Here is a 26,850-nt window from a genome sequence, read left to right on the forward strand (position 1 = left end):
AACACGCCCACGGCGGGGTCCATGGGGGCGAGGATGCTTCCGGTGTGCACGTCCGGGGTGGTGATGTTCCGGTCGGCGAGCCTGCCGGTGGTCATCGCCATCGTGTTGGTGCCCGAGATCCCTCAGCGTGATCTCGGGCGCCGCGGTCGGGTAGGTGGCCTGGTGGACATACCAGCCGGTGCCGGGACCGATATCGAGGTGCCGGCCGCTCAGGTGCGTGTCGTAGTGGCTCAGCAGCCGCTCGCGGGGCACCGCCAGGCGTAGGTGTTGCTCCACTTCAGGACGAGTGGTGTCGTACGCCGCCAGGACGGCGCGGCTGCACTTCTCGGCCCCGCCCTCCGTTGGGAACGGTCGCTGCCGCGGGCGCAGTGCAGCACCCGGCTCTCGATTCACGCGTCCCTCACGTACATGTTTCGCCGGGGACACCTGAGGGGCAATCCGTTTCTCCTGTTCACGACACCCCTACGTGTCGCGGGGAACGAAGACGTGGTTACTCGGCGCGGCGCCGTCGTGGTTTGGGGAGGTCGGTGCGCGCTCCCTGCCCGGGTCGGTTGTTCGCCCACTCGACGATCTCCGAGCGCTTCCACAGCGGCGTGCGGCCGATCTTCTCCACCGGTGCCGGAGCTTGTCCACGGGAGACGTACCCACGGAACGTCGAGACGGAAAGCTCGGTACCGGTTTCCTCCTTGATCAGGTCGATGACCTGATCGGTGGTCAGTCGGTGCGGGTTAGCCATCTAGAAAGAGCCCTTTCGTTCAATGCAAGTGGCAGTACAGTCGCCGTCCGACGGCCGACCCGGCAGGCACCGACTTCGCCACGACAGTCCGATATCTTCCAGAAAGACTCTACAACGGCGTGCTGTAATGCCCGCGAGCCCTCCATCAGGCACGGCAAGGGTCCATACGCACCAACAATACAGCGATACATTGCTAGGTATGTGTCCCTGGAGAGCGCAATGCAGAAGGATTGCCAGGCTCGGACACCGCAGGTGGCGGTAATTCAGACTCCCGTGTCCCCTCGGCGAAGAAAAGCCCCCCAACGGGTAAGACATGAGAGCTGAACTGCCACGTTGAACTTCGTAGTCCGGCGTATCCTGATTCGAATACATTGTCCTGCTCGGTTTTCCATTGCGCACACGACGACGGCGGCCGATCGAGCCGATGCGCCTCACGCAAATGCCAAGGCAACGTCAGGCCCGAGATCTGTGCGGCGGGAGAATTTGCCCGACAGTCGTTGTGTCGCAGGAGAATGACGGCCTGGCGGATTCACCGAGGCTCGAGCCAAGCCTGGTCGTTCGCCCGGATCAGCGGCGGAGCGCGGCCGCGGAAATAGGAAGCCCCGCCGCAGCAAGGCGGTCACACACATCAGCCGGGGTCCCGGGTGGGTTACGCCAAGCCGCGGCAGTCGCACTGACCGCCCGATGCACCCGCACCCCGTCGAGGTGGAACAGATCCATCACGAACTCGTCCGGATGCTTGGCCTCGATGCCGAACTGCGCCAGCTCCGAGTCGGGGAAGTCCCGCAGATTTGCCGTGACGATGACCTGGGCGCCGGCGCGGATCGCCGCGGCCAGCACATGCCGGTCGTCCTCATCCGGCAGCGTGAGGGCGGGGATGAGTTTCTCGTATCCGGTGACCAGGCAATCCGGTACCGCCCGGTTCATCAGCTCCCGCAGCTTCGTCAACGTCGCTGTCGGGATGTCCGGGCGATCTTCCGCCAAGTTCACGAACGTCTCGTTCAGGATGCGATCCGTCCACCGGGCATGCACCAGGCCGGTCTGCGCGAGCCGAATCAGCACGTCTCGTAACACATTCGGGTACAGCACATTCGCGTCATACAGCACAGTGAAGGTCACGTCAGTACAGCCCGAGGTCTTCCGTCAGGGCCGCCAGCTCGTCCGCGGCGGCACGCGTGGTCCCCAGTTGTGTCCGCTGGTAGGTAAGCAGAGACGAGGCCAGGATCCGGCGATGCCGGCCGACCAACCGGTACTCGATGTGCCCCTCGTCGAGGAGCTTGATCACATGGGGGCGAGAGACATTGAGCATCTGTGCGGCCTGCTGGGTCGTCAGCTCCGCGTGCGCCGGGACGACGGTGACGCCCTGCCCCGCGGCCATATTCGCCAACACCTCGCGGATCAGATCGAGCGCCGCGCGAGGAAGATGCACCGACTCCTCGGTGCCGGCCACGGTCACATCGAGGGTCTCCCCCGCCGGATCGACATCACGAAGCAACTGCAGTGCCTGACGGGCCTGCTCCTGCTCGACCACGGTCGGCCGATCATGCGCTGCGGACATCACACCACCTCCTAAACGAAATATACGCAACAAGCGAAACAAACGCAACGCGGCGTACTCAACCCGCTCGATGCCTCGCACTGCCTCCCACACCGAGGACGATGACCGCGCACCTGATGACGCTGCCGCTGATTCCGGGTTCTGCCGCCAGTCACCACCGCTCGCCTGCCGAACGAACGAGCCAGTGCTGTTTCCCAGTCCCCACGATCCGGGCACTCGTGCTCCCCGGGGGCAGACTAGGAGGACGTGACGATGATCAGCCATCTTCGCCGCCCGGGCTCGCCCGTGGTCACCGACTACATCGGGGAGGTCGCGGCCGCGGTCGATGCGCATTCGATCCAGTGGTGGGACGGCGACCACGGCGTCGACGCCATGCTGGTGCTGCCCTGCCACATCGAACACTTCCGGCCACGGTGGGCCGTGCTGGCCTGGAACCACCGATTCGGATGGGGTGGGCGCGCACGGCAGACCCGCGGAACGGTGGTGCTGCTCGAGAGGCTAGGAGTGGGACCTGCGCCGACCCCGGATCGGTGCGCCGCCGCCGCGACCACGACTATCCTCGCGCTCTACGACTGGACCCCACCGCCCCCAGTCACCGCGCCATGGCAACAACCGTGCACCGCACTCGGCAACACTCCCCCCTTCTACCGCCTCGATCCCGCTCCACGGAAAGTACACGGACACTTCACCCCTGGACCGCCGAGCCAGCTATCCCGCTAACCGACCGAGATATGGGGTGGGCGAGAGCCAGACGACATCGAGGCCATGACCGAACCTCCTCGGCCCGGCTACCGGGAGCGGACCGAAGTCGCCCGAGGTGCCCCACAGCGACGAGGCGGCGCCCAACGAAGACTCTGCAATGAAGGTACCGCTCGTCGTGGACCCCGGTGTTGCCACCAGAAGTTGCGGACCAGATTCAAGGCCGGACACGGTTGGCCGGCTCGATTCGGAGATGCGATGGTCGTGCGAATCAAGCCGCGGCGCTCACCGCCACCGATCGCGCAGGACCACCGATTCGGTACCGTTCGGGGGCGACCCGCGACCGCGAGGTCATTTCGGTCAGCTCTGCACAACCGAACTGTGGGAGGTCTTTCGGGGCTGGTGTACTCTTCGCCCTGCTCGACGACGTCGCGGCACTCGCGAAAGCGACCGCGGCATCCGTCGACGACATCGGAGCCGGAGGCGGCAAGGCCAGCGTCAAGGCAGCCGGAGTGGTCGTCGACGACACCGCCGTCATCCCCCGCTACGTGCACAGGTTCTCCACCAATCGCGAACTGCCCATCATCCGGTACCGCGATGCTCTGGGTCGGCGGCCACATCCCTCCGGTGAGCTGTGCGGCGAGCACCTTAGAACCGCCCGCTGTGCCACCCTGCCGACTCTCCGATGCGGCGCCCCGCGGTGGCCGTAACCCCTAGCCGGTGCACCCCACGACCGGTCAGCCTCTCGGCTGTCCCTGCGGTCGGCGCGGCGCGCAGCTCCCGCACCCGGAGCCCGGAGCCCGGAGCCCGGAGCCCGGACGACATCGCAAGCGTGTACGTCCGCATGCCACCGGACCGGAACACCTCCACGACGCTCCGATTCGTCATCGACCAACCTCGACGATCACCGACCGACCGCCCGACAATGACGACCTTCACGTCGGTTGCCGCACGGACATCACCACGAGACCCGCACGGAAGCACCCGTTCCGCCGCAAACCCATTCTCGCCCAACCACGACGAGTCGCCTCGGGGTGCGACACGGTTTCACCACAACGAACCCAGCCCAGCCACCGACTCCTCCACATCACGACCGAACTCGGTGACGACCCCCTGCTCGACATGGTCGAAGACGTTGCCCTCTCAGCCGGCGCTGCTCCGCGTCGCCGGGTCAGGAGGTGCGCGAATATGCGCTGGCAAGGCGTTCTCGTCGCCGGCGCGCAAGGATCAGCGGGGGCGACGGCGGGGGTTCCACGTGCGAGGGCTGACGGTCAGCGGGGCAACAAGGCGATACAACCGATGGCGCAAGCCACTGCAGGTCGATTACCTACGCCCGCATCAGTGCGTGACCACCTTGCCGTAAGAGGGCCTTCCGGGACGGAAAACACTGTCGTGCAGGCCTACGATCTCCACCCCAACCGGCGGCGGCCTGCTGATTGCCGCCCAGCCCGCCTCGTCTATCGCCGAATGGCTACTGCTTCCTAGGCGTCGACCTCGTCGATCTCGTGCTCGATACGCTCCTCGGCCTCGCGGGCGGCTCGGGTCGGGATGAGGAGGGCGAGGAATGCGGCGAATGCGGCGACCGCGGCTCCGATGAGCAGGCCGACCTGGAACCCTGACTCGCTCGGGAGGGGGACACCGCCGAAGTCGGTGGTGGTCATATGGGCGAGGACCACCCCGACGACGGCGGCCGAGGCAGAGGTGCCGATGGAGCGCATCAGGGTGTTGAAACTGGTGGCCGACCCGGTCTCGGAGATCGGGACCGAGCCCATGATGAGGGCGGGCATGGCACCGTAGGCGAAGCCGACACCACCGTTGGTGATGCAGACCGCGATAAGGAGCCCCCAGGTCGAGCCCATAAGGCCGACCGCGGCCAGGTAGCCCACGGCCACGACGGCCGCGCCGAGAGCGAGGGTGGTCTTGGGACCGCGAGCATGCGAGATGCGTGCCCCGACCGGGGATATCAGCATCATCATGAAACCGCCCGGCGCCATCCACAGACCCATCTCGAGCATGTCCTGGCCGAGGCCGTAGCCGGTCTCGGTCGGCAGCTGGAGAAGCTGGGGCACGATCAGCGACTGGGCGTACATCGCGAAACCGATGACCACCGAGGACAGGTTCGTCAGCAGCACGACCGGCCGAGCGGTGACGCGCAGGTCGACCAGCGGGTCGCGGGTGCGCAGCTCGAACCAGCCCCAGGCGAGGAGGACGACGACGGCGCCGACGAGCAGGCCGAGGGTGGTGCCGCTGGTCCAGCCCCAATCGGCACCCTTCGAGACGCCGAGCAGCAGGCAGATCAGGCCGATGCCCAACCCGATCGCCCCCACGGGGTCGAACGTGCCGTGTGCGGTCACGGGGGTGGCGGGGATGAGGAAGTAGATGAGCGCCGCGATGGCGACGGCGAGGACGGTGGATCCCCAGAACAGCGTCCGCCAGTTCGAGTACTCGGCGACCGCCGCGGCGATCGGCAGGCCGAGCGCACCGCCGATGCCCATGGACGCACTCATCAGGGCGATCGAGGTGCCGAGCTTCTCGGGAGGCAGCAGGTCACGCATCGCGCTGATCCCCAGCGGGATCAGGCCCATGGCCGCGCCCTGGAGTGCGCGGCCGGTGATCATCGGGACCACTGACGTCGACAGGGCACAGACCAGCGAGCCCGCGACGAGCAGTGCCGAGCAGGCCAGCATGATGCGGCGTTTGCCGTACAGGTCGCCGAGGCGTCCGCTGATCGGGGTGGCGACGGCGGCGGCCAGCAGGGTTGCGGTGACGACCCAGGTCGCGTTCGAACGCGTCGTATCGAGCAGCTCGGGCAGCTCGCCGATCAGCGGCACGACGAGCGTCTGCATGACCGCGGCAACCACGCCGGCGAAGGCGAGCACGGCGACCACGGCATTGGTCCGAACCGCAGGCCCCTGGTTGTGGGCAATCGGAATCGGACGCGGGGAGCCATCCGGCCGCGCGGAAGGGGAGGGAGAATCAGTCACAAATGTGCACGATACACACCATGTGCACCATGCACAACAGTTGTAATATGCATAGCGCCGACGTGGAACGCGGCCGCGACGGACGGAGCAGTGTGAAGATGACCGACATGACAACGCGCACACGACACGACGCACTCGAGCTCGAGACGATGCTGCTGACGCGCTACCTGCATCCGAACCGCCGATTCGCCAGCGAGCGCACCCGATATCTCGAACGCAGCGCCTACACGTTGCTCAGTCGCGTGGCGGCCCAGGGCCCGATGTCGATCGGTGAGTTGAGCGACGCGCTCGGCCTGGACGTCTCCACCTTGAACCGGCAGACCGCCGCGATGACCAAGGCCGGCGACCTCGCGCGCATCCCTGACCCCGAGGGCGGGATGGCCCGCAAGTTCCAGGCAACGGCCACCGGCAAGCAACACCTCGAGGCCGACCGACATGCCAACGCCGAAGGTCTCAGCAGGGTCGTCGCCGACTGGTCACCAGAAGACGTCGACACCTTCGTCGCGCTTCTGCGACGGTTCAACAACGACCTCGAGAACCTCGACGGCCGTCCCTGGCCCCGAAAATGATCCGCCCCCCTCCCTCCGCCTCTCACGCGCGGATACCCGTGCTCGTCGGGAGCGTGAGGCCCACACCCCACAGGGCCCGCAACGCCGGCGCCAACCCCCTCCCCACCGCCCTCGCCCGCACGCTGATGCACCGAAACCGGTTGCGGCGCTGGGCACACGAATGGACAGCTCGACACCCTACCCCGATAATGCACCGCATCCGTGTCGGGACACCCCGTGCTGCGACAGCGGGCGTGCGGACCAACCCCGGCCCCGCACGTCGACATCGCGTCCAGGCAAAGCCGAAGAGGGCATCGGTAACCCCGCCCAGGTGTCGATCAGCTCCGCGCTGCTGGCCACGGAACTGTTGGACACCCTCACCGGTTGATCCGAGCCCGATCCGGCGTCGACCATGACGCCACGCGGGGAGTTTCCGACATAGTCTTGCGGCACGGGTTACTCTCGTCCGCAGTCTGTTTGGATCCGCTGTTCAGGTCGGGTGTCGAGAACGGTCGATTCTCGACAGGTTTTCGAGCACCACAGCGGCTACCCGATCGGCCCAGTGATCCACTCGCGAGTCGCAGACGACCCGTTCAGCGCCCCCGCCGGTGGGAATGTCACCGGGCGGGGCTATCGGGTTCGCGTAGCTCAGCGAGTTCCGGTCACCGGGCGACTTCCGGGGGAGCCGGTGCAGGTTCGGCTATCGGTCCGGCGAGTCGCGCAACTCGGGGTATCGACCCAGAGCTTCCTCTCGTCCTTCGCTCCCCGCTGGATAGAACAGAGAGATCATCTGGTCAAAGCGCAGACCTTCGTCGTGGAGAACGTGGACGAGTGCGTCGCCGAGGGCTGTGTGGTCGCCTTCTCCCCGGATCCCGACAGCGATCTCCACCAGGCGCGTTCCGGCGGGTGGTGGCTCGGGCCGATGTTCGGCATGGAATTCCGCGGTGGCGTCTGGGGCAGGGGTGGGTCCGCGTATCTGCCACCGCCCGATATCCGCGAGCGCTTCGACCAAGACACCGCGGAGTGCTGCACCGTATTCGGCGGCATCGGAGTCTGTTGTGTAGATCTGCAGCACATGCTCGACGATGTCGGTTACGTGGAAGGGCCACGGCGGATCCGGTTCACTGTCCCACGCGCTGCCCGGGGACACGTTGATGCCGCCGACCGGTCCGAAGTCGGTCGCAGCCGATTCGACCAGGCACAGCATCGGATGGCCGTACAAGGCGCGAGCCGTGCTTGCTTGGCGAAGATGTCAAGGACTACTTTCGCGGTCCGCCGATCGAGCTGGACGAGCTGGTCATAACTCGCAATGGCCAGGACGGTTCCTGTTGAATCGGAGTCACTGCCGTAGTCGAAGGTCGCGACGTCACCGAGGACGTCGTCGAACGCGTCGAGGTTCCTGCCGTAATAGGCAGGGAACGACATCTCCGCGGCGAAGGCGGCGTGCATGTCCCCGATCGAAGCCCAGTCGTGAGCCTCGATCCGATGCACAAGGTAACCCAGGTCAGTGAGCCTTTCGCAGGCACTGTCGAGCTGAAATCGGGTGTCGTAGCGGTACACGAACCCGTTCTGCAACAGACTCCAGTCGAAGCGTTGTCGCTGCTCGTTGAACACGTCTCGATCAGATGGATCGAACACCGCTCTACGCGCCATCCTCAGAGCCTATGGGCCTGGCAGATCGGGCAGTTGCGATTGTGGTCGCCTATCCGAATGCGGATGGTTTTCCGTCACAGGTTCAGATCGGCTGCGATCTTCAGCTTCAGTTCGTCGACGACACCGACAAGAGAATCAGAGTTGTTCACGATGGCGCTGGGCAGGTCGCTTCCAGACTCGGCCGATCACATAAGTATTGGCCACAGTGATCGCGACGTACGGGACGAGGACAATCAAGGCTGCGGAGGGAGAGAGCACCGGCGCCTAACTGTTCGGATCCCTCCACTCATCCGGTGACACCGTTTCGGCGACAATGCCGTAGGCAAGGGCGGCGAAGACGATCACCGCCGCTACGCTGCCGAGTGAAACCAGCCAGCGCCCAAAGCGGAACTGTTGCTTCAGAGCGGCCGCGCCGAACAGAGCCACCATTGTCACCGGGACGGTCACCACCAGGCCAAAAATGCCGAACAGGTTCCAGGTGACGAGCACATCGCCGATCATCGTTCCGCGATTGTCCTCGATGAGTGCAGCCGGGACCGAGACGACGAGGAGCAGGATCGGCAGCAGCGCCACCCCTGTCACCAAGACAGTATCGTGCGGCCGCCACCCGTGCTTCTTCTCGGCCTCGACGGACCATCGCGATGTACCAGTCCCTCCCCGCCCGGCCATTCTGTCAGATTGCCACAGCATTGTGAGGCTGCCAACCACACCCTGTTGGCGACCACCAGAATGTGCACTTGCCGCCGGGTCCAAGGCAGTTGACGGCCCGGCAGGCGTACTTGCAGATCGGCGCCTCGGCAGCGATCTCGCCTCCGACGGCGAGCAGTTGGCTGGTGAGCACACCTACGCGATCACCTTCGACTCGGGCGATGCCTCCGGTCGGCGGGTTCTGGTGCGGTGGGTCATCGATCGCCGTGCCAGAGACGAACTGGGCACTCCGAGTGCAAGGATCCGGACATGCGCCGAATAATCACGGTCAGTGCTTGTATCGGCCTTCTCTGCGGGCTCTTCGCCGCTGGATAATTTCTGTGGTGGCTCTCGCTTCCCGTGACGTTGTACACCGCTGGCTACACCCCTCCAACTGAGGGCACCGTCGGCACCATGGACACCTCTGAAACAGCCCCGGTCATCATCGGCACGATGATCGGTGATGCCGTGCTCGGCGGGCTTGTCGGCGTGGTCGGTGCCGCGTTCGGATGGCGACTCGGACGTCACCGGTGACTCCGCATTCTTGGTCAGACGGAACCGAAAACTCCATGCCGACGTCGCGTCCGGTCGCTCGCCACCTGGTCAGCGTCGCCGTTTCGACGCCCAGCTGTGCAACGCGGAGGAGTTCCTGTGACCCAATGGGCCGAAATGCTGGTGCCCATGGCCGCGTGGCAGGTGCTGGTCGGACTCGCATCCAGCGGTGAACGCACCGCCGCCACAAGGTGGGCTCGTCGTCGACGCGAGCAACATCGTTGTTCAGCCGGGTGCATGGGCCGGGCAAATACCTGCCCTTCTCCCGTCCGCTCAGCCCAGGGACTGAGACCAACTCACTGATGCGAACCGATCCAACATGGTCTTCTCGAGGTCTTTCCGACTCTGCGGATCGGAACACCATTCCGAATACAAATTCGGTGCTGATAGACGGGTTTTCAACTCCGCCGAGATGTACCCGTCCTCCCTGGACAATGACCCCACTCGCATCTGGCCTGCGCACAATGCCGGGTGCAGCAGTCCATCCGCCGCGCGGGAGGCCAGGGCCCGGACCCAAACATTGAGCCCGGCCTCTTTGCGGTCCATCGCCGGCGCCCCGAGCGGTTCGAGAATCGCCCATCGCCGTGCCGCACGGTTCTCGCGGGTAAGTCCCGTCGTCGCCTCGATGATGATTCGGCCGACTCGGGTGTCCAGGCCGTTCGCGAACTCGGTCGGCTCCGGAGCAATAGCCTTGCCGAAGTACTCGAGCTGGTCCAGGCCAGAGCGAGGACCGCCTTCCCCGAGAGGATAACCCGAAAGGACCATCAGGAGGTTGTCGACCGCGTCCCGCAGAAACGGATCTGGGGAAGACGGCGTCCGGAGCCGACGGGCTTCGGTGAGCGTGACCACCTGCTGGAGAAGTAGATCCTCCACCATCCGCTGATCCTCGCGCATCAACCAGCTCATGCCGCTCCTCCCCACGGTTCCAGTCCCGTGGATGACCCGCACCTACCCCTCCAATGATGGCCGTTCAATCGGTGTCTCACCGCTCCCTGCGTCAAAAAGGCGGGCAGGCTCTACGCGGCATCCTCATCGCGTGTTCGAGGTGTTCCCAACCCTCCGGTGCGAATCCGGTCCAGGCCGTTCGGCTTTCATGATTGCAAATGTGTTTCCCGCCCTGCGCTCGAGCCGTCCGGGCAGGATGAGGTGGTGACGACGTTACGGATCACCGTTCCCGGGGAGTTGATCATGGATGGGATCGTCGGCATCCCGCAGGTAGGTGACCGCGTCGACTACACGATTCAGTTCTACGAGGCTCGACCGTGGATCCACCCGGAGACCTCGAATGATGTCGTGGCACGGGTCGAATCGCTCAGCGAAGGCGAGTTGTCGGCGGGGTGGACCGATCCCCACGGACGGGTTCACCCGGGGACGTACTCGATGTTGTTGCACGGTGACGGGTGGTCTGCGTATTTCCTGTCGACCCACTTCTATGAGGGCACAGCGGAGCTTGCCGGGTCGTTCGAGGCCGACTGGCCGGGGGGTAGTTCCCGCGCAGGATCAGGTAGCCGGAACGGTAGTCGGATGTCGATTGATCACGCGCACCTCCTCGTCGGACGCAGACGGCAGACACATTCAAGGTTGGACCGACACGTTCGGTCCCGTGCCTGAAGGTCAGACCGGCTTCCGGGACGGCTTGGTGCCGGTGGTGCCCATCCCTCCTGACCCGCGAGGGTGGCACAGTCCGATGACTCCGCCGCCGGACGGTCCGTGGGACCGGGAGGCTGGAGTTCTCGTGGACCTGGAAGTAGCGCCGTCCCGGTGACGACGTCACCGGCAGTGGGCAGTCGGCGATCCGCTCTCGGAACAGACACCGACTGCTGCCCACCGAGCGCTGGACGCCAACTCGTCTCGGTGAGGGTTCCGCTTCCGGACGGCGATGATTGCCGGATTCTGTCCGGCTGGGGACTCTACAGTGGTCAGCACATGACTACAGCAGAAGCGTTGTTGGCCGGCCCACGCGGGCGTCGGATGCTACTCGCCTATGCAAGGGACGCCGAACGAACTCTGCAACCCGAGTTCTGCAGTGACTCGTTCGATTACGCGGTCTCCCTGGGGTCATATCACCTCGAGTCCGGTCGAGAAGGCGCCCGCGTGTTGTTCGGGCCCGGCGCCGAGGACGCTCGGCGGCCCGTCCTCACTGCAGACGATGTGGCGCACCGCCTCTCCCAGGTGCCGCTTCCCGAGGTGACTGCGGTTGCACTCCGTTCGGCCCTCGCCGACGCGGTGGACGCGGCGCGCTACTGGCAGGACCCGGACGGTGAAGACATCCTCGTCGCCGCCGAGCCGGTGCGCCGTGAGCTTCGACGGGTCGCCGAGCACATCGCACGATCGGCGCATGCGCAGTGGTGGACGACGCCCATTGCGACCGATCAGCGGTTGGTGGGCTGGAGCGAGGACGATGCGGATTCCGGTGACTCAACTACCGCGGAACTGTTGCGTCACTACCGCGATCGGACTGCCGCGGAAGAAGTGCGAGCAGAACGCGATCGTCCGGCGGATCCGTCGGCGAACTTCTCCGGCTGGTGGTGGTCGACTCCACCGACACAGTGTTCGTCCCGGCTGCTGTTCGACGGGACCCCGGCCGGCTTGTGGTTCGTCGAGGACAGCATGGGATGGGAACGCGCCACCGGACGTCGAGTGAACATCCCCGCCAGCGCCCCCGTTTACGAGGTGGACGGTGCGCAGGCGTGGGCCGAACTGTGCAGACAGTTTCCCGTCGAGGTCACCGCGCAGAAACGACACGATTGGTACCGCACCACCGGACGATCGGGACGATGGGTCATTCCCGACTGGCCGCGGCTCGCCGAGCGGTACGAGGGCGTGCACCTCACCGTGGCGGCATACCTCGCCGCGGCGGGCACCGCGATCGCCGTCGACGCCGACACCGCGAGTGTCATCGCGGGATGGGCACCCGACGACACTATTGGCTCACCGACACCGTCAACCTCGGCAGCGATGATTCCCGGACCTGGGTGTGCGACACCAGTGGGAGGCATCCTTCGTGGGTCGAAGAAGCGCCGCACTGAGAAACGGTCGGTATGAGGATCCCTCGCCGGTAGGTCGACGGTGTCAGTCGGCGCCGCCCACCGCAAAGGACGAAGCGAAACGAATTCGGACGTGATCTGCGCGCCAAGTGCGCGAGAATTCGATGATGACGAGGTCGGATTCCGACGAGGACCGGTCAGACCCGGATGTGGTTCGGCTCGGCTCCCTCGAAGTCGACCCGGCGGAGCTCGAAGCGCCGGGTTCGTCGCTGTGGGACCTGATCGGTGGCCGGAAGCTCACCCTGCGCTCTCCCGACGATCTGCTCGATCTCCCCAGTCAGGGATGGCGACCGATCTTCCCCAGCTGGGAGTTCATCGACAACCCACGAGAGATCTTCGCAGCGCCGCACCCACACCAGCGAAACGCGTGGGTACTGGTGTTCCTGCACTGGATCGGGGAAGCCTGGACCGTCAGCACCGATCCCGGACCGGTCCCGATGCGGCGGTCCAACGCAGCCCGGCGGGCGGGCCTGGAACTGCGGTGGCCGGCCGAGCAGACCGCCACGGCCGGCACACTGCCCGAATTGTCGGTCGATCTACTCAATACCGCCGACCACCTCTGGACGAACGACGTCGGCGATCACATGACCGTCCGCGGATGGGCGCTCGGCCCGGACGACCAACCACTAGGAACCGGGGTGCAGGTCTTCGCCAACGCACCACGACTGCCGGACCTCGCGCCGGGCGACCGCATGTCCCTCCGGGTCAACCCGGGATCGGACATCGAGGACCTTGCACCTGGACGCTACCGGCTCGTCGCCGAGCTGCTCGACCTGGAGTTGCGGTCCCCTCCGGGGACGCTCGTCCTGACGGAGCCCGACATCCCCAGATGATTCCTCGCCACTCCTGCAGCCGACCAAGGCTGTGCCGGTGTGCTTTGTCCCGGGTGCGGCTCAGTAACGTCCAACTGTGGTCCCCGGGGAAGGTGTGCCCGTCTAGTTCGGCATGGGGATGATGTGGCGACGCAGGTTGTCCGGGTCAGGGAGCGTGAGTTCGACGGTGGTGGCGGACAGCCCAACCTGCGGCCATGCGACGAGATACCGAACGAGGGTTGAGCGCGGAAGTTCACTCGTCGTGTACAAGAACTCGCGCCGGAACACGCCGGACGTCGAACGTGCGACGGTGTTGCGGCGGGGAAATGGTTGCTCGGTCGAGTCGTCGGCGGCACTGAACCGGAAGGCCACCCCCAGGACCGGTTGAGGGTTCGGGCGCCCGGTGACCGGGTCGATCTCGGCCGGCGCCCTGTACTGACGTTCGGCGACGTCCGCATGCGCGCCGGTGGCGACGACCACCACGGCGATCTCCAGTCCACCCTTGTAGGCGATGATTGTTCGGAGCCCCACCTGCAGACCGGGGCTGCGTGCCAAAATGGCGGGCCCGTGCGCGATAGCACCGAGGTCGGATGTTTCCGGCGGAACCATCCCTAGGTGCCACGACATAGTTCCCCCGGTGTCGGCGCGTATCGGCGGTACATACCCGACCACCATCTCAGGTGCGCGGCGAGAACCGAAACAGGCACGCTGAGAACGTTAGTCTTTTCGATGACGACACCGCCGAGAATTGCGCTGTCACCCCTTCCGGTCTTAGCGGCACCTTTCACTCGGCGCGGTTCGATGCCGCATCTGCTCCGAGCCGAGACGTGTCCGGGAGCCGATCCGCTTTCGGGATGCGGCCGCCCACTGCCCACCATGCGCTGGGCGCCGGCCTCGCGCCGGTGAAGGTTCCGCTTCCGGGCGGAGATGATCGCTGCCCCGTGGTGCTCGGCGCCAGGCCTCGCCCGATTGCCGAACCGGTAACGGCACGCGGCGAAGGACGAGTGGTCACACCTGGATAGCCCGCACGGTGAGCAGGCACCCGGACTCCACACCTTCGTCGTAGCTGATTCTTAGCTGGTGGCCATTAGGTGCGGTTGCTATGTACACCTGCTCGCTGCGTTCGAGGTTCGGTCTACGCATCTCTTCGCGAAACGGGCCGCCGTCCAGACTTACTCTCCGTCGGTCAATCTCCTCCCTCACACCGGACCGTTCCAGCAAAGCCTCTCGCGTGGTGTGTGATGCAGTACGCACCATGACAGTTCCGGAGGAGTCCGGGAAGCTCGAGTGCCATTCGCAGGAGACGACATCGTCGTCGTCGGAAAGATGTAGTCCCAGCTCGGACGCTAACGGGAGAGCGGAGTCGCACGGGTCGTTGTGAAACACCCGCGAAACGGTGAACATACCCGTGACGAGGAGAGCAACCACTATTACCCCACATCCGAGCCATAACCACCCGTTGCGAACCTGCGGGCCCTGAGTCTTCAACCGATCGCGCATCCACCACATCGTACGGACAGGCAAGATTCGGAAAGGACAATGAATCACCGACGCGTCTCCTGACGCACCGTGGTCCCGATTGGGGTAACCCGGCGCATCTGTCGGCGCCGATGTCGCCCCGGGGATCGCGAGCGGATGGCAGGCAGCCGCACCGGCAGGGCGACGAGCAGCCCGTTTCGAACGTGATCCACATCACAGTCGATCCGGGGTTGGTCGCTGTAACGCTTCCCGCCCTGCCCGACACCGTTCGAGTAGCCGCAGACGCTGGGCCCGCGGCACTCGGATTAGGAACACCCACCATGAGCACCACACAGCTCCACCCGATCGCCCGCTCCGCCACCAGCACCTTCTCGTGGAAGCGGCTGGCTGCCGTCGCCGCCGCGACCGCCGCACTCGGTCTCGTCCCGGTCGGCGCCGCCACCGCGACCCCCGCGCCGGTCCCCGCGCAGCCCGTCGCCACCGTCACCCACGACAGCCCGCTCGACCGCGACAACGACATGCAGCAGCAGCAACACCAGCACGACCGCCAGCGTGACCAGCGGCAGGACCGGCGCGCCGAAACCATCGTGCTCGATCAGGTCCTGACCGGCTGGACCAGCGGCACCCAGATGTAGAGCCGCCTCGCCGCCCTACCCCCAGAGGAAATCAGAACAGCGCACAGCGCTCCCGCCCTGGGCTGACGGCTCGCATCCGACATCACCCCACTTTTTGAGACCCCCGAGAAGGCAACCATGAGCACGACCGAAACCCGCGCCAACGAGGCGGTCATCACCACGGCAACAACATTCGGTAGCGCCGCCGACCTGACCGGTGCGCTGATTCGCGCCGCGATCGCTCACGGCGAACACGAGAAGCGCACCGGCGCAGAGGATCCGAACTGGCCCCACTGGTACGCCGCCTACATGGTCGCCGAGCAGGCCGGGACGGAGCTGCCCGTCTAGCCACCCGCTTCACCGTCCACCGGTCAACCCCTCGCCGTTCACACCCACCCAGGAGGACATCATGTCCACGATCCATCTCCACCAGACCACCACCGCAACCCCGGAACAATTCCTCGACGCACTCACCGACTTCGGGCCCGGCCGCGAGGCGCTCTTCGGCAACAGCGCCGACGCCTACCTTCAGGTGCACGAACTCGGCACCGATCATGCCGACGTCACCGAAGGCTCGGGCGGGGCCTGGGAACGCCTGCACTACGACTGGACCGATCCCCACCGTGTCGTCATGACGACCACCGACTCCAACCTGTGGGGCGGCAACTCGGGCCACACTTACACCCTCTCCGCGCGACCCGACGGGACCACCGACATCGACGCCGTCGTGGTCCGTGACGGCAAGAATCTGAAAGGACGAGCGCTCGGGGCCGTGCTCGGCGTCTTCGGCACACCCGTCCTGGGAAAAGCGTTCGACAAGACCGTCGCGGCCGTCGAAGCCCGCAACCACACCGCCCGAACAGCGGACAACACCTAACGGCCGCCTTCGGCATCGTCGGGCACCGCAGCGGAGGTGTCCGACGTTGCCTGGTGCCCAAACTCCGCCGCGGTGGCAGCATGAGAGCTTGGAGGGCTGGAATTGGGCCACGCGTATCCGAATCGTGACTTTCAAAAGGGCGAGGCCGCCGCGGTGCACCCGCAACCCGCGTGAGATCTGGATCCGACTGAAGGAGCGCCGAGAGATGATAACCATGCGGTCGGTCGTTGCCGACACGCTGGGTGAACCGTCCGAGGTTCTGCACCTGCACGCCCGGCCGATTCCGGAGCCTGGACCCGGGCAGGTCCGGATCCGGGTGGCAGCGGTACCCGTCCATGCCAGCGATCTCCACACCATCCGCGGCCGATACGGATTCACCCCGGAGTTCCCCACCGTACCCGGAATCGAATCCGTCGGTGTGATCGACGAACTCGGTAGCGGAACAGACGGTCTGACGGCCGGGCAACGCGTCATCACGATCGGAGTCACGGGCACGTGGCAGGAGTATGTCGTTGCCGAAGCCGAGCGGGTCTTGCCTGTTCCCGTCGGCATGAGCAATTCCACTGCCGCCCAGCTTCTCGCCAACCCACTGACCGCCGTGATCTTGACCGGTGACGAACTCGATGTTCGACCGGGTGAATGGCTCCTGCAGACGGCGGCCGGTTCCACCGTGGGCCAGTCGGTCATCCAACTCGGAGCGCACGCCGGCTTCAAGACCCTCAACGTGGTCCGCCGTCGATCCGCAGTCGAGGACATCCTCGCGCTGGGCGGCACCGCGGTGATCTGCACGGAGGACGAGGACGTGCGCGAACGGATCGCCGACATAGCGGGCCGCGACGGCGTGTCCAAGGCGATCGACTGCGTCGGCGGTCAGCTGGGTGCGGACATCTCGCGTGCGCTGGCACCGCACGGTGAGCTGATCGTCTACGGTGCGCTGTCCACGCACCGCCAAACCGATCCCGACAAACTCACCATCCCCGTCTTCGCGCGCTCACTGATCTACGAAACCAAGACCGTTCGGGGGTTCTGGCTGTTCCGCTGGTTGACCGAGACCCCGAAGGATCGGATGGCCGCAACGATCGACCGGACACTTCAGCTCGCCGACAGCGGCGTGCTGCGCGTGCCGGAGGGTCAGCCGATCCCCGTCGAAAAGTTCGGCGAAGCCGTCTCTTTGGCCGAAGCACCCGCCCACGGGGGCAAACCGCTCCTGGTATTCGACTGAGAGGAACCTACGACCGCACATAAGGGTCGAAGCGCAGCGCCCGGTCAGTCGAGGTTGGCCACGACGCTCATGTCGACATCGAGGTAGCGGGCGGCCATCCCCCGAGCTGCAGTGATGCCATGGGCGTAGCGGTCGATGCGGGATGTCGCCGTCACATGAACACCACCGCCACGAACATCCACGCCCGTGACCGTCACCGTGAACGGGGCAGCCTGCGGCCCCACGTCGAGCAACCCCCGGCCAATGATGGACTCACCGTCGACGTCGACCTGCCGAACGTCGGCGGTGATCACCGGCCGGGCAGCAGCATCGAGGAACTTCGCACCTCGAACGTCGTCGTCGCGACGGGCGTTACCGGTCTGGAAGCTCTCCGTCGCGATCTCCAGATGGGCACGTGACTCGTCCACCGGCATTGCGACAGCAAGATACCCCCCGGTCACGCTGAATTCACCCGACACCGACGCCAACCCGAACAGGTGCCGGGTGCGGAACCGGACGCTGCTGCCGGCCGGGTCGATCAGATATCGACCCGGCGGAACCAAGCGGGCCGACGACCGCGATCCCGAACCCGAACCCGTCATCATGACCTCCCTGCCCCGGTAGAGCCGTCGTCGTGAGCTTTCCCCGCCTGCGCCGACCTGCACTTCCCTCGAACGACTACACCTTCGTACTCGACACCCATGTCACCGAGCCTATTCGGGTCAGGCCTGACCCGACCCCCAAACGGGCCCAGCCCCCCGATCCGGGAAACCGTCCTGCGCCACGAAACCGGCCATGACCCACGCCACAGGGTCCACGCCCACAGACACCTCCCCTACTCGGCCACCGTCACCGACTTCCCCACAAAGCACCCGCCGGCGGCCCTACGGTGGACGGATGGGAATGAGTCAACTGGCACTCGACCTGCCCACCTCGCGGCCGGAGCCCGAAGCGGTGGCCACCGCCGCCGCCGAACTCTACGAACGCGGCATCGACGACTTCACCCACCTCGAACTACGGACCACGCACGCCACCGGCACCGCCCTGATCCGCCGTTTCACCTTCACCTACTGGACACCCACCACCAAGGCCCTCCCCCACACCATCAGCTACGTCGAACTCTGGGCCCGCCTCGGCCACCCCCACCAAACCGCACTCCTCACACTCGGACACACCGCCGCCATCACCGAACCCGTCCGGGAAGGGTTGATCCACGCCGCGGGCGAAGACTTCCTCCTCCGCGACATCTGGGGAAACCACCACCTCCCCGGGAAGCTTCCGGGTCTTCCTCAACACCATCGCCCTCGAACGCCAATAGCCCGACACCCGACATATATACCGTATATCGTTACTCCACAACGGGTTACGACCCTAGTCGGGGCGGACTTCCATTCCCGCTGTGATCACCGCCGACCCTCGCGGCGTCGTCAACCGGCAACGAGACCGGACCACCACCCTGCTGCGCAAATCAGTGGTGAGTTCCTCGGCTCGAATGAACCCCCACAGGCCGGAAGTTTCCGGCGCTACCTCGACGGCGAACGCTGGCAGTGGTCCGACCCCGTCGCCCGGATGCACGGCCACCAACCTTAAAACCGGACGAAACAGACAACCCGCACGCCCGCCGAACCCCCACGCCGGCCCTCCCCGAACAGGTCGCCGGCACCCCACATCACAAACCGGGGGACATGGCATCACACTAGGTCACAGCACCATCACACCCGGAAAAACCGACCCGTAACCCCCTAGCCTGGAAGGCATGGGAGAACCGACATCGGCGCAGAAATTCGACTCCGCGTGGGTGGACGAGTTCGTCGAGCGTTGGGGCAACGCCTGGAACGCCCACGACCGGGCACAGGTCCTCGAGTTGCTCACCGACGAAATCGTCTACGACGACTCCGCCTGGCCCACGACCATGCGCGGCAAAGCCGACGTCCGCGAATTCCTCGACCACACCTGGCGCGCGTTCCCCGACCTGACCTTCGAGCTGATCGCCGGCCCCCACATCGCCGGTGACGGCGCCCGCGCCGCCTACTGGTGGAAAGCGACCGCCACTCACCAGGGCCCGCTCGACCCACCCGGCTTCCCCGCCACCGGCAAACACATCGAATTCGACGGCGTCGACATCCACGAATACCGCGACGGCAAAATCGCCACACTGCGGATCATCTGCAACATGAACGACATCGCCACGCAGCTGGGCCTGCTCCCCGCACCCGGAAGCACCACCGAAAAAGTCCTGGTCGGCATGCACAAACTCAGATCCCGCCTCACCCGCTCCTGAGCCACCGCACGCCCCGCAACCCCGGGGCGCGTCATCCTCCCAGCACAGAACGTGTCATCACGAGCGCGGTCCCTTACCGAGGTATCGAGCGGGCCGCCGCGCGAGACGGCCGAGTCCTTCACAACAGACGGAGTGATCGCATGACCGACCACGACCAACCAACAGCCGGCGTACCCCAGCAACCCGGCACCCTCGCCGACCTCGACGAGCAGGTAACCCAGATCCGGGATGCGCTGCACGCCCTACGCCGAACCCTCCTCGACCTCGAGCGCACCTACGCAGACCTCGACGCGCACACACTCGACGTGAACGAGCTCGGCGACCCGACCACCGCACCGGAGACGCTCGAGAGCGCCGTCGACGCCCTCCGCGCCGCCCAGGACACCCTCGGAATCGCCGACACCGATCTCGACGTGGCGAAACGGCACACCGCACGGTTGACAGAGCACCCATAACCGCCGCCGGTGCCGACCGCAGGCCCGCCCGGAAACGCTTCGGACGTGACCTCAGGCACAACACCCACCTAGGGTGTTGCAGACTGCTACAGTGGTAACAAGAGGAAGGTGCACGACATGGCAGCTACATCCCCGACTCGAATCGACAACGAAATCTACGCATCGGCGAAACTGGTCGGTGGACGGATGAGCCGCAGCGCCGCGCAACAGATCGCGCACTGGGCGCGGATCGGCCGCGAACTGGAGGCCTCCCACAGCGTTTCCTACCGCGACGTCGCCGACGTGCTGGACGGCCGACGCGACTACGACGAGCTCACCGACCGGCAACAGGCGATCGTCCGCGCCGAATGGACCGAGCGCATCACCGAGCGCCGAGAAGGACTGAACCTGACAGAACAGTTCGCCCACTCCGGCCGTTCCTACGTCGAGCTGGACCAACACGGGAACATCATTCGGCACCCCGCACAAGACGGCGGGCCGGCCGACGCTTGAGCCCCGATCCCGTCCTGCACGCCATCGCCGGACCAAACGGTGCCGGCAAGACCACGTTCTACGAACACGTACTCGGTCCCGTCACACACCTGGACTTCGTCAACGCAGACGTCATCGCCGCCGCACGCTGGCCGAACGAGGCAGCAACCCACGCCTACGAAGCGGCCGCCCTCGCGGCCGAACAACGAGCACAGCGGATCGCCCAACGCCGATCGTTCGTCACCGAGACCGTATTCTCCCACGAATCGAAACTCGACCTGCTCCGCGACGCCCAACAGGCAGGATTTCACGTGACCCTGCACGTGGTCCTGATCCCGGAGGAATTGGCCGTCGCGCGCGTGGTCGACCGCGTGGCGAACGGAGGCCACCACGTACCCGAGGAGAAGATCCGGGCCCGGTTTAAGCGGTTGTGGCCCCTACTGCGGGCCGCGATCGCCGACGCCGACCAAGCCTACGTATACGACAACACCACCACAGCCCGCCCGTTTCGCCTAGTCGCAAGCTTCACCAACGGCAATCCGATTGACGACCCGACCTGGCCGTCCTGGACCCCGACGGCCCTGCGCGCGGACAGCTAGCCTCTGCCAGTGCCGCATCAGGCAACCTGTGCCTCGGTGACGATCTGGCGGGGCGTCTCGTCGGCGGCGTGCTTGTGCCGCCCAGATGATGTCGCGGCGAATCATGCTGTCCTACTCCTTGTCACTGATGCGGTCGATGCCGTCGAGTGCGAAGTACCGCAGCGCGGTGAACCGGGCTCGAACCGGCCCCACCACGAGCTGTTCGCCGGTGTGTAGTCGATCTCGACGCCCCACGCCAACCCGAAGAACTCGCAACCGTCGGAGAACACCGGCCGGGTGTCACTACGCACCACAGCGACCACTCCATCCGCTACGCCTCCACCGGGCGCCCCTGATCGTCGAGACCGGTCATCGCCTCGATATCCGCAGGAAACTGCGCGAGCCCGGGAACCTTGATCGCGTCCCAGAGAAGAACAACCGCTCCGCCACGTGTTGAGCAACGTAAGAGTTTCAGCCGACATACCGGCACCGATTCTTTTCATTCTTCGGGCCCACGGGAGGTCGCGGTCCGACGAGTCTGCCCGTAGTCCCGCCAGGTGCACGCCGACAGGGAGGCATCCTGGCCGAGCCGGATCAGGTTCCGCTGCCCGTCCAGGACTGCGATGTCGACGTCGTCGTCCAGCACGAGTTGCGTCAAGGACTTGCCGGCCAAGAGCCGCTTTCGGATGATCAAGTCCGGTGGAATGTCCTGGCCACGCAAGATGCCTTCGGCGACCACCGCACCCACGGACAGCCCGAGATACAGGTAACCGCCCAGCGCGGCCCCGCCCGGGCACACGGCCGGGTCGTGGACCGGCTCGAACCGCCCCTGCGCCGGCATAGCAGTCGCGCGGACGTCGAGGGTACGGGCATCGACCCGGGCGCGATGTTGCTGCGGCCCAAACGCGTTCGGAGGATACGCCGATGCGTCCAGTGCACCCACCACACCGGTGTTCCCGCCGCGAGGGTGGCGATGTTCGCCGGATTGCCGTTGGAGGCCCCCACCCCCTACATTCCCCGCTCGGCCGCGCTGATCATGTTGTCGACGGCGATCTCGGTCAGATCGCCGTCCTCGAGGTCCTGCAGCGGGGTTCGGCCGTCGAGGACGTCGGAGGGGGTGCGCCACCAGGACGTGACCCCCCACGGATCCTCGGCAGCCCCCAACCTGCTGTTCGCGTACGCCACGATCGGCCACACCCGGTGGTGCACCGTATCGAACTGGAACGCCGGGTAGTGATAATCGGGGCGCCGTCCCAGCGGCAAACCGAGCAACATACCCTCGTCCCGCAACTTCTTCACAAGGGTCCGCGATTCCCCGCCCGCGGTGCCAGCACCCGACCGGCCTCCCCGGCCTTGAGGGTAGCCACCTGCTCGCGCAACGACTGCCGCCGTTCGGCCGCCGCCCCCGCCCGGTCCTCGGCACGAGTTCTCACTGGGTCGGCGAACGCCTCATCGAGAATCAGCTTCGCGATCAGCGCCCACTCGCCTCGCGGCGCATTCCGGGTCACGTACTCCACGAACTCGCCAGCCACCCCCGCGCCACGACTTGCACCTGCGGGGTGGGCGGCGCTCAGCCGGTGACCACGACCGGCCACCACGCGCGGTCCCCCCGCTTTTCGGAGCCGACGCCTTGATCACCTTCCGCCGTGTCCGATTCTCCGGCATCCCACACCTCCCGATACGTAAAGTACATATCAATAGTCGTACTCCACGTACATCCTGTCGGACCGGCCATCCAGTTCGAGGTCTTCACGTCACACGCGCCCCAGCTGCCTCGGTGGGATCCGTCGCTGAGAATGTGCACCATATGACCGCCGATGCGCGGCAACAGGATCGAGGCAGCGCCCCTCAGGCAGTGGCAGATCGTGGTGAACGAGTGACCGATGAGGGAGGTCTTGCGCCGGTCCAGCCGGTCCATGTTACGAAGCGCGATGATCCCGCCGATTACGGCGACCACGTGTGGGTGTGGCTGGCGGAGATCTTCCCGCTGCACATGCGCGGCCTCGGGATCGGGATCTCGGTCTTGTTCGGCTGGACCACCCACGGAATCCTGGCGCTGTTCTTCCCGCCGCTCGTCAAGGGATCGGCATCGCCGGGTCGTTCTTCATGTTCGCCGTCATCGGCGTGGCGGCGCTTGTGTTCGTGTGGACGAAGGTGCCCGAAACGCGGGGCCGTTCCCTCGAGGCGCTCGAAGAGGACGTCACGACCGGCGAGATCTACATCGGGCTGCGCTGAGAGCACTTTCGCCCAACACCAACCAGTTGTGCGGGCTGAGGCTGTGGGGTGGTGGCCGCCCCGCCGGCCGCATCCTGTTCCGGGCCAACAGTTTCACGCGCACGCCTGAGGATTTTGGGCAGACAGTCGCACCAGCGCAGAGTCCGCCCCTCCAGGCAGCGCGCGCCCGGAACTCCGGCTCTCACCGGCGCGGAGGTGATCGCACTGCAGGCCGCCGACCACTTCGGCGTGTTGTTTTGATCTGCTCATTGGTGCCCGAATGTATGCGTTTAGGCCCGTATATGTTGACATGAGAGCCACGTCACAGCTATAACTGTCCGCAGGCTCATCGATACAGCGACGCAGGAACCAGGCAGGGCCGCCTCGATCGGTCGTCGCCCCGGCTGCGACAGTGAACCGCTATGAAAGGCGCGTGACATGAAGTTCGTAGCCGCAACCTCGTGCCCTACGGGCATCGCACACTTGGCGGCGGAATCGCTGGAGCAGGGTGTCACCGCAGCGGTCACGAGATCCAGGTCGAGACGCAGGGCGCTTCTGGTTCCGAGCCACTCGACCTCGCGGTGATCGCCTCCGACGGGTGATGGCGTGGGTGCCCAACCCGTCGCGCTGTGCGCGGAAATCCATCTTTTCCATGATATTTCAACCGCAAGAGGAAGTAGGCATCTCGTGAAACCCATAGTTGTTCGCAGCGCCATAGTCGCCGCGACCGGCGGGCTGCTCTTCGGATTCGACACCGCCGTCATCTCCGGTGCGGAGGAACAGATCCAGCAGGTGTTCGCGCTCAGCGATGCCAAGCTGGGCTTCACCGTCACCACCGCACTCATCGGGACGATCCTCGGCGCTCTGGTCGCCGGCCGGCCGGCAGACCGATACGGCCGCAAGAAGGCGCTCTACGTGATCGGCGTCCTCTTCGTTCTTGGCGCCGTAGGGGCTGCCCTGGCCCCGAACGTCGAAATTCTGATGCTGTTCCGGTTCATCGGTGGCATCGGCGTGGGTGGTGCCAGCGTCTGTGCACCGATCTACACCGCCGAGATCGCCCCCGCGGCCAACCGAGGACGCCTGGTCGGGTTGGTGCAATTCAACATCGTGCTCGGCATCCTCATCGCCTATGCATCCAACGCCGTCATCCGCGCGGCGGTCCCCGGCGACAATGCTTGGCGCTGGATGCTCGGCGTCATGATCGTTCCGGCACTGGTGTTCGTCCTCATGCTGCCGACCGTTCCCGAAACGCCGCGCTGGCTGGCCGCCAATGGTCGATGGGACGACGCAACCGCAACGAGCAAGCGCCTGTGCGCCACCCAAGCCGACGTCGACTTCCAGATGAGTGAGATCCGGGAGTCCCTGGCGGCCACCGCGAACATGACGAAGGTGCCGTTCTTCACGCGCGGGCACCGCAAGGTGATCCTGCTCGCCGTCGCGATCGCCGTCTTCAACCAGTTGTCGGGCATCAACGCGGTCCTGTATTACGCGCCACGGGTCATGCAGGAGGCCGGCGCCAGCACGAACGCCGCGTTCCTGATGAGCGTCGGGGTGGGCGCGATGAACTTGGTCGCCACCATGGTCGGGCTGAGCCTGATCGACCGGCTCGGCCGGCGCAAGCTGATGATCGTCGGCTCGATCGGCTACCTGATGTCCCTGGGATTCCTTGCCGCCGTGATGTTCTACTACGAAAATGCGCGCGGTGGGGAGTTCACCTCTACGTCGTCGATACTGGTGCTGATCGGGCTGATGGGATTCATCGCCGCCCACGCCGTCGGCCAGGGCTCGGTGATCTGGGTATTCCTCTCGGAGATCTTCCCGAATCGGATCCGTGGTCAGGGGCAGTCGCTGGGCAGCCTGACCCACTGGGTGTTCGCCGCGATCACCTCGTTCGCCTTCCCGCCGATCATCGGTGCCCTCGGTGCCGGCGCCGCGTTCAGCATCTTCTTCCTCGCCATGGTCGGTCAGCTGATCTGGGTGCTGAAGGTGATGCCCGAGACCAAGGGTGTGCCGCTCGAGGAGATGGAGGCCAAGCTCGGCGTCGCACTCGACCACGGCCCGGACCAGCCGACCTCGGTACAGGCTCACTGATGACCAGCCGCGTACTCAGCCTCGGCGAAGCACTGATCGACGTCGTCACCAGGCCCGGGTCCACTCAGGAACACGTCGGCGGCAGCCTCCTCAACGTCGCAGTCGGACTCGGCGCACTCGGCCACCCGGCCAGCATCTGCTCCCACTGGGGCAAAGACCCCCGGGGAAATCTGCTCAGACAGTGGGCGGAGTCCGCCGGCGTGCAGATCACGCCCGGAACCGACTCCGCACACAAGACGTCGGTCGCGTTCGCCCAGGTCGACGCGGACGGACGCGCAAACTACGAGTTCGACCTGAACTGGGCGGTCCCGCAACTCCCGGACCTGGAACCGTTCGGGCATCTGCACACCGGCAGCATCGCCGCCACCCTCGAACCAGGCGGCTCGACGGTGGTCGTTGCCGCCGAACGGATGCGGCTCCTCGGTACCGTGTCATACGACCCGAACATCCGTCCCGCACTGATGCATTCGCCCGAAACCGTCGTCGACCGCGTCGAGCACCTGGTCTCACTGTCCGACGTGGTGAAGACCAGCGACGAGGACCTCGACTGGCTCTACCCGGGCGTGCCGGTCGAGAACATCATGCGGCGGTGGGTGAAGACAGGACCAGCGATGGTGGTCGTCACCCGCGGATCCTGGGGCGCCTACGCGCGACTGGCTCACAACCGGGACATGCTCCACATCGACCAGACACCGGTCACCGTGGGCGACACCGTCGGTGCCGGAGACTCCTTCATGGCCGGACTACTCTCCGGACTACTCGACGCGGGCCTGCTCGGCTCACCCCAAGCACGGGATCGACTCGCGGCTGTGGACTGGCCCGATGTCCAACCCGCACTGCTCCGCGCGATACACACGAGTGCGTTGACGGTCAGCCGATCCGGCGCGTACACGCCCTCCCGGGCGGAAGTGCACGCGCTTCATGCGCTCGACCCGGCCCTCACCTGAACGATCGTCGCGGTCACCGAGGACGCCATGCTTGGGTACCGGCGTTGATGCACAACCCCATTCACGAGAGGAATCACCTGATGTGCAGCTGCTGTTCATCCGGCACGGCCACACCCCCGCCAACGTCCGCGGCGAACTCGGCACCCGCGTTCCCGGCCTGTGGCCGCAGTCAAGGCGAAGCTCGGCTTTGAACCCGAGCTGACCGCGCATCCGCTGTCGCCGACGTGGTCGCGGGCGACCGCACACAACAGGGTCGCGGAGCTCACCCAGGCACTGGGACCAGCGATGTCCCCCAGCCGATGCGGGACGGCGAGCTCAGGTCAGGGTTGTGCGAGCACGCCACGCTGCAGGGCGAGCCCAACGAGG

General features: G+C 65.8%; 29 protein-coding genes and 5 pseudogenes. 18 read left to right on the forward strand and 16 right to left on the reverse strand.

Annotated elements, in window-relative coordinates:
• Positions 1-21: 21 nt before the first annotated feature.
• Positions 22-264: a hypothetical protein gene (locus CA951_RS43425; RefSeq protein WP_179220197.1), complete on the forward strand. Its 243-nt coding sequence runs from the start codon at positions 22-24 to the stop codon at positions 262-264.
• A gap of 226 nt (positions 265-490) precedes the next feature.
• Here the strand turns inward: CA951_RS43425 and CA951_RS13545 are convergent, their stop codons facing one another.
• The 3 genes from CA951_RS13545 to CA951_RS13555 form a co-directional block, all read right to left on the reverse strand.
• Positions 491-736 carry an AlpA family transcriptional regulator gene (locus CA951_RS13545; protein WP_087557338.1) on the reverse strand — a complete coding sequence of 82 codons (246 nt, stop codon included), beginning with the start codon at positions 734-736 and terminating at the stop codon, positions 491-493.
• Between the two features lie 567 nt (positions 737-1,303).
• Positions 1,304-1,855, reverse strand: a complete 552-nt coding sequence (locus CA951_RS13550; protein WP_087557339.1) for a PIN domain-containing protein — start codon at positions 1,853-1,855, stop codon at positions 1,304-1,306.
• 1 nt (position 1,856) lies between these two features.
• Entirely contained in the window at positions 1,857-2,294 is a 438-nt protein-coding gene (locus CA951_RS13555) for a helix-turn-helix domain-containing protein (protein WP_087557340.1), read from the reverse strand.
• A gap of 252 nt (positions 2,295-2,546) precedes the next feature.
• Between CA951_RS13555 and CA951_RS13560 the strand changes: the two genes are divergently transcribed.
• Both CA951_RS13560 and CA951_RS13565 read left to right on the forward strand, forming a co-directional pair.
• Positions 2,547-3,014, forward strand: coding sequence for a DUF6292 family protein (locus tag CA951_RS13560; protein WP_143543046.1), 468 nt, complete (start codon positions 2,547-2,549; stop codon positions 3,012-3,014).
• Positions 3,015-3,346: 332 nt separating this feature from the next.
• Positions 3,347-3,583 (forward strand): annotated as a pseudogene (locus tag CA951_RS13565) (DUF808 family protein); the annotation flags it as partial.
• Between the two features lie 58 nt (positions 3,584-3,641).
• Here CA951_RS13565 and CA951_RS43430 read toward each other — a convergent pair.
• On the reverse strand, positions 3,642-3,881 hold the full coding sequence (locus CA951_RS43430) for a hypothetical protein (RefSeq protein ID WP_179220187.1): 240 nt from the start codon (positions 3,879-3,881) through the stop codon (positions 3,642-3,644).
• A gap of 593 nt (positions 3,882-4,474) precedes the next feature.
• A pseudogene (locus tag CA951_RS13570) lies at positions 4,475-5,986 on the reverse strand (MFS transporter); the annotation flags it as partial.
• 89 nt (positions 5,987-6,075) lie between these two features.
• On the opposite strand from CA951_RS13570, the gene CA951_RS13575 reads away from it, so the two are divergent.
• Positions 6,076-6,546: a MarR family winged helix-turn-helix transcriptional regulator gene (locus tag CA951_RS13575; RefSeq protein ID WP_218780488.1), complete on the forward strand. Its 471-nt coding sequence runs from the start codon at positions 6,076-6,078 to the stop codon at positions 6,544-6,546.
• Positions 6,547-7,225: 679 nt separating this feature from the next.
• Here the strand turns inward: CA951_RS13575 and CA951_RS44155 are convergent.
• The 4 genes from CA951_RS44155 to CA951_RS13595 form a co-directional block, all read right to left on the reverse strand.
• Complete coding sequence (locus tag CA951_RS44155; protein WP_256973708.1) at positions 7,226-7,732, reverse strand: hypothetical protein; 507 nt, start codon at positions 7,730-7,732, stop codon at positions 7,226-7,228.
• The gene (locus tag CA951_RS44910) at positions 7,618-8,178 is read right to left on the reverse strand and encodes a barstar family protein (RefSeq protein WP_306300847.1); all 561 of its coding nucleotides are present in this window, start codon (positions 8,176-8,178) and stop codon (positions 7,618-7,620) included. Before CA951_RS44910 ends, CA951_RS44155 begins: the two co-directional genes overlap by 115 nt.
• 264 nt (positions 8,179-8,442) lie before the next feature.
• Positions 8,443-8,751: a hypothetical protein gene (locus CA951_RS13590; protein ID WP_087557343.1), complete on the reverse strand. Its 309-nt coding sequence runs from the start codon at positions 8,749-8,751 to the stop codon at positions 8,443-8,445.
• A 939-nt stretch (positions 8,752-9,690) separates the two neighbouring features.
• The gene (locus tag CA951_RS13595; protein WP_256973555.1) at positions 9,691-10,323 is read right to left on the reverse strand and encodes a hypothetical protein; all 633 of its coding nucleotides are present in this window, start codon (positions 10,321-10,323) and stop codon (positions 9,691-9,693) included.
• 1,065 nt (positions 10,324-11,388) lie between these two features.
• Here CA951_RS13595 and CA951_RS13605 point away from each other — a divergent pair.
• Together CA951_RS13605 and CA951_RS13610 are read left to right on the forward strand one after the other, a co-directional pair.
• A pseudogene (locus CA951_RS13605) lies at positions 11,389-12,446 on the forward strand (hypothetical protein).
• A gap of 125 nt (positions 12,447-12,571) precedes the next feature.
• On the forward strand, positions 12,572-13,297 hold the full coding sequence (locus tag CA951_RS13610; protein WP_256973557.1) for a hypothetical protein: 726 nt from the start codon (positions 12,572-12,574) through the stop codon (positions 13,295-13,297).
• A gap of 102 nt (positions 13,298-13,399) precedes the next feature.
• Here the strand turns inward: CA951_RS13610 and CA951_RS13615 are convergent, their stop codons facing one another.
• On the reverse strand, positions 13,400-13,807 hold the full coding sequence (locus CA951_RS13615) for a hypothetical protein (RefSeq protein WP_143543048.1): 408 nt from the start codon (positions 13,805-13,807) through the stop codon (positions 13,400-13,402).
• Positions 13,808-14,284: 477 nt separating this feature from the next.
• Positions 14,285-14,776 carry a hypothetical protein gene (locus CA951_RS13620; RefSeq protein ID WP_087557346.1) on the reverse strand — a complete coding sequence of 164 codons (492 nt, stop codon included), beginning with the start codon at positions 14,774-14,776 and terminating at the stop codon, positions 14,285-14,287.
• Between the two features lie 299 nt (positions 14,777-15,075).
• On the opposite strand from CA951_RS13620, the gene CA951_RS13625 reads away from it, so the two are divergent.
• The 4 genes from CA951_RS13625 to CA951_RS13640 all read left to right on the forward strand — a co-directional run bounded on the left by CA951_RS13625 (position 15,076) and on the right by CA951_RS13640 (position 17,468).
• Positions 15,076-15,390, forward strand: coding sequence for a hypothetical protein (locus CA951_RS13625; protein WP_087557347.1), 315 nt, complete (start codon positions 15,076-15,078; stop codon positions 15,388-15,390).
• A 117-nt stretch (positions 15,391-15,507) separates the two neighbouring features.
• Positions 15,508-15,717: a glyoxalase gene (locus CA951_RS13630; protein ID WP_087557348.1), complete on the forward strand. Its 210-nt coding sequence runs from the start codon at positions 15,508-15,510 to the stop codon at positions 15,715-15,717.
• A gap of 61 nt (positions 15,718-15,778) precedes the next feature.
• Complete coding sequence (locus CA951_RS13635; RefSeq protein ID WP_087557349.1) at positions 15,779-16,246, forward strand: hypothetical protein; 468 nt, start codon at positions 15,779-15,781, stop codon at positions 16,244-16,246.
• Positions 16,247-16,451: 205 nt separating this feature from the next.
• Positions 16,452-17,468, forward strand: coding sequence for a zinc-dependent alcohol dehydrogenase family protein (locus tag CA951_RS13640; RefSeq protein WP_087557350.1), 1,017 nt, complete (start codon positions 16,452-16,454; stop codon positions 17,466-17,468).
• A 44-nt stretch (positions 17,469-17,512) separates the two neighbouring features.
• On the opposite strand, the gene CA951_RS13645 is transcribed toward CA951_RS13640, so the two are convergent.
• A complete protein-coding gene (locus CA951_RS13645; protein WP_179220198.1) occupies positions 17,513-18,049 on the reverse strand; it encodes a YceI family protein in 537 nt (178 codons plus the stop codon).
• Between the two features lie 865 nt (positions 18,050-18,914).
• Here CA951_RS13645 and CA951_RS13650 point away from each other — a divergent pair.
• The 5 genes and pseudogenes from CA951_RS13650 to CA951_RS13670 form a co-directional block, all read left to right on the forward strand.
• Positions 18,915-19,034: pseudogene (locus tag CA951_RS13650) on the forward strand (transcription antitermination regulator); the annotation flags it as partial.
• A 169-nt stretch (positions 19,035-19,203) separates the two neighbouring features.
• Positions 19,204-19,728 (forward strand): ester cyclase, encoded by a 525-nt coding sequence (locus CA951_RS13655; RefSeq protein ID WP_087557352.1) that lies wholly within the window; start codon positions 19,204-19,206, stop codon positions 19,726-19,728.
• 140 nt (positions 19,729-19,868) lie between these two features.
• On the forward strand, positions 19,869-20,183 hold the full coding sequence (locus tag CA951_RS13660; RefSeq protein ID WP_087557353.1) for a hypothetical protein: 315 nt from the start codon (positions 19,869-19,871) through the stop codon (positions 20,181-20,183).
• 117 nt (positions 20,184-20,300) lie between these two features.
• Complete coding sequence (locus CA951_RS13665; protein ID WP_256973558.1) at positions 20,301-20,675, forward strand: ParD-like family protein; 375 nt, start codon at positions 20,301-20,303, stop codon at positions 20,673-20,675.
• A complete protein-coding gene (locus tag CA951_RS13670) occupies positions 20,672-21,253 on the forward strand; it encodes an AAA family ATPase (RefSeq protein ID WP_087557354.1) in 582 nt (193 codons plus the stop codon). The genes CA951_RS13665 and CA951_RS13670 overlap by 4 nt, the downstream gene beginning before the upstream one ends.
• A gap of 478 nt (positions 21,254-21,731) precedes the next feature.
• On the opposite strand, the gene CA951_RS13675 is transcribed toward CA951_RS13670, so the two are convergent.
• The 4 genes from CA951_RS13675 to CA951_RS44165 form a co-directional block, all read right to left on the reverse strand.
• The gene (locus tag CA951_RS13675) at positions 21,732-22,175 is read right to left on the reverse strand and encodes a hypothetical protein (RefSeq protein WP_143543049.1); all 444 of its coding nucleotides are present in this window, start codon (positions 22,173-22,175) and stop codon (positions 21,732-21,734) included.
• A 65-nt stretch (positions 22,176-22,240) separates the two neighbouring features.
• Complete coding sequence (locus tag CA951_RS13680) at positions 22,241-22,507, reverse strand: hypothetical protein (protein WP_143543050.1); 267 nt, start codon at positions 22,505-22,507, stop codon at positions 22,241-22,243.
• Positions 22,508-22,527: 20 nt separating this feature from the next.
• On the reverse strand, positions 22,528-22,764 hold the full coding sequence (locus tag CA951_RS13685; protein WP_087557357.1) for a hypothetical protein: 237 nt from the start codon (positions 22,762-22,764) through the stop codon (positions 22,528-22,530).
• A gap of 38 nt (positions 22,765-22,802) precedes the next feature.
• The gene (locus CA951_RS44165; protein ID WP_256973709.1) at positions 22,803-23,276 is read right to left on the reverse strand and encodes a hypothetical protein; all 474 of its coding nucleotides are present in this window, start codon (positions 23,274-23,276) and stop codon (positions 22,803-22,805) included.
• On the opposite strand from CA951_RS44165, the pseudogene CA951_RS44170 reads away from it, so the two are divergent.
• The 3 genes and pseudogenes from CA951_RS44170 to CA951_RS13710 all read left to right on the forward strand — a co-directional run bounded on the left by CA951_RS44170 (position 23,226) and on the right by CA951_RS13710 (position 26,484).
• Positions 23,226-23,467: pseudogene (locus CA951_RS44170) on the forward strand (MFS transporter). The gene CA951_RS44165 and the pseudogene CA951_RS44170 overlap by 51 nt on opposite strands.
• A gap of 666 nt (positions 23,468-24,133) precedes the next feature.
• The gene (locus CA951_RS13705) at positions 24,134-25,537 is read left to right on the forward strand and encodes a sugar porter family MFS transporter (protein WP_087557359.1); all 1,404 of its coding nucleotides are present in this window, start codon (positions 24,134-24,136) and stop codon (positions 25,535-25,537) included.
• Complete coding sequence (locus tag CA951_RS13710) at positions 25,537-26,484, forward strand: carbohydrate kinase (RefSeq protein ID WP_087557360.1); 948 nt, start codon at positions 25,537-25,539, stop codon at positions 26,482-26,484. The genes CA951_RS13705 and CA951_RS13710 overlap by 1 nt, the downstream gene beginning before the upstream one ends.
• Positions 26,485-26,850: the final 366 nt, after the last annotated feature.

Source organism: Rhodococcus sp. NCIMB 12038, assembly GCF_002165735.1.
GTDB lineage: Bacteria > Actinomycetota > Actinomycetes > Mycobacteriales > Mycobacteriaceae > Rhodococcus_F.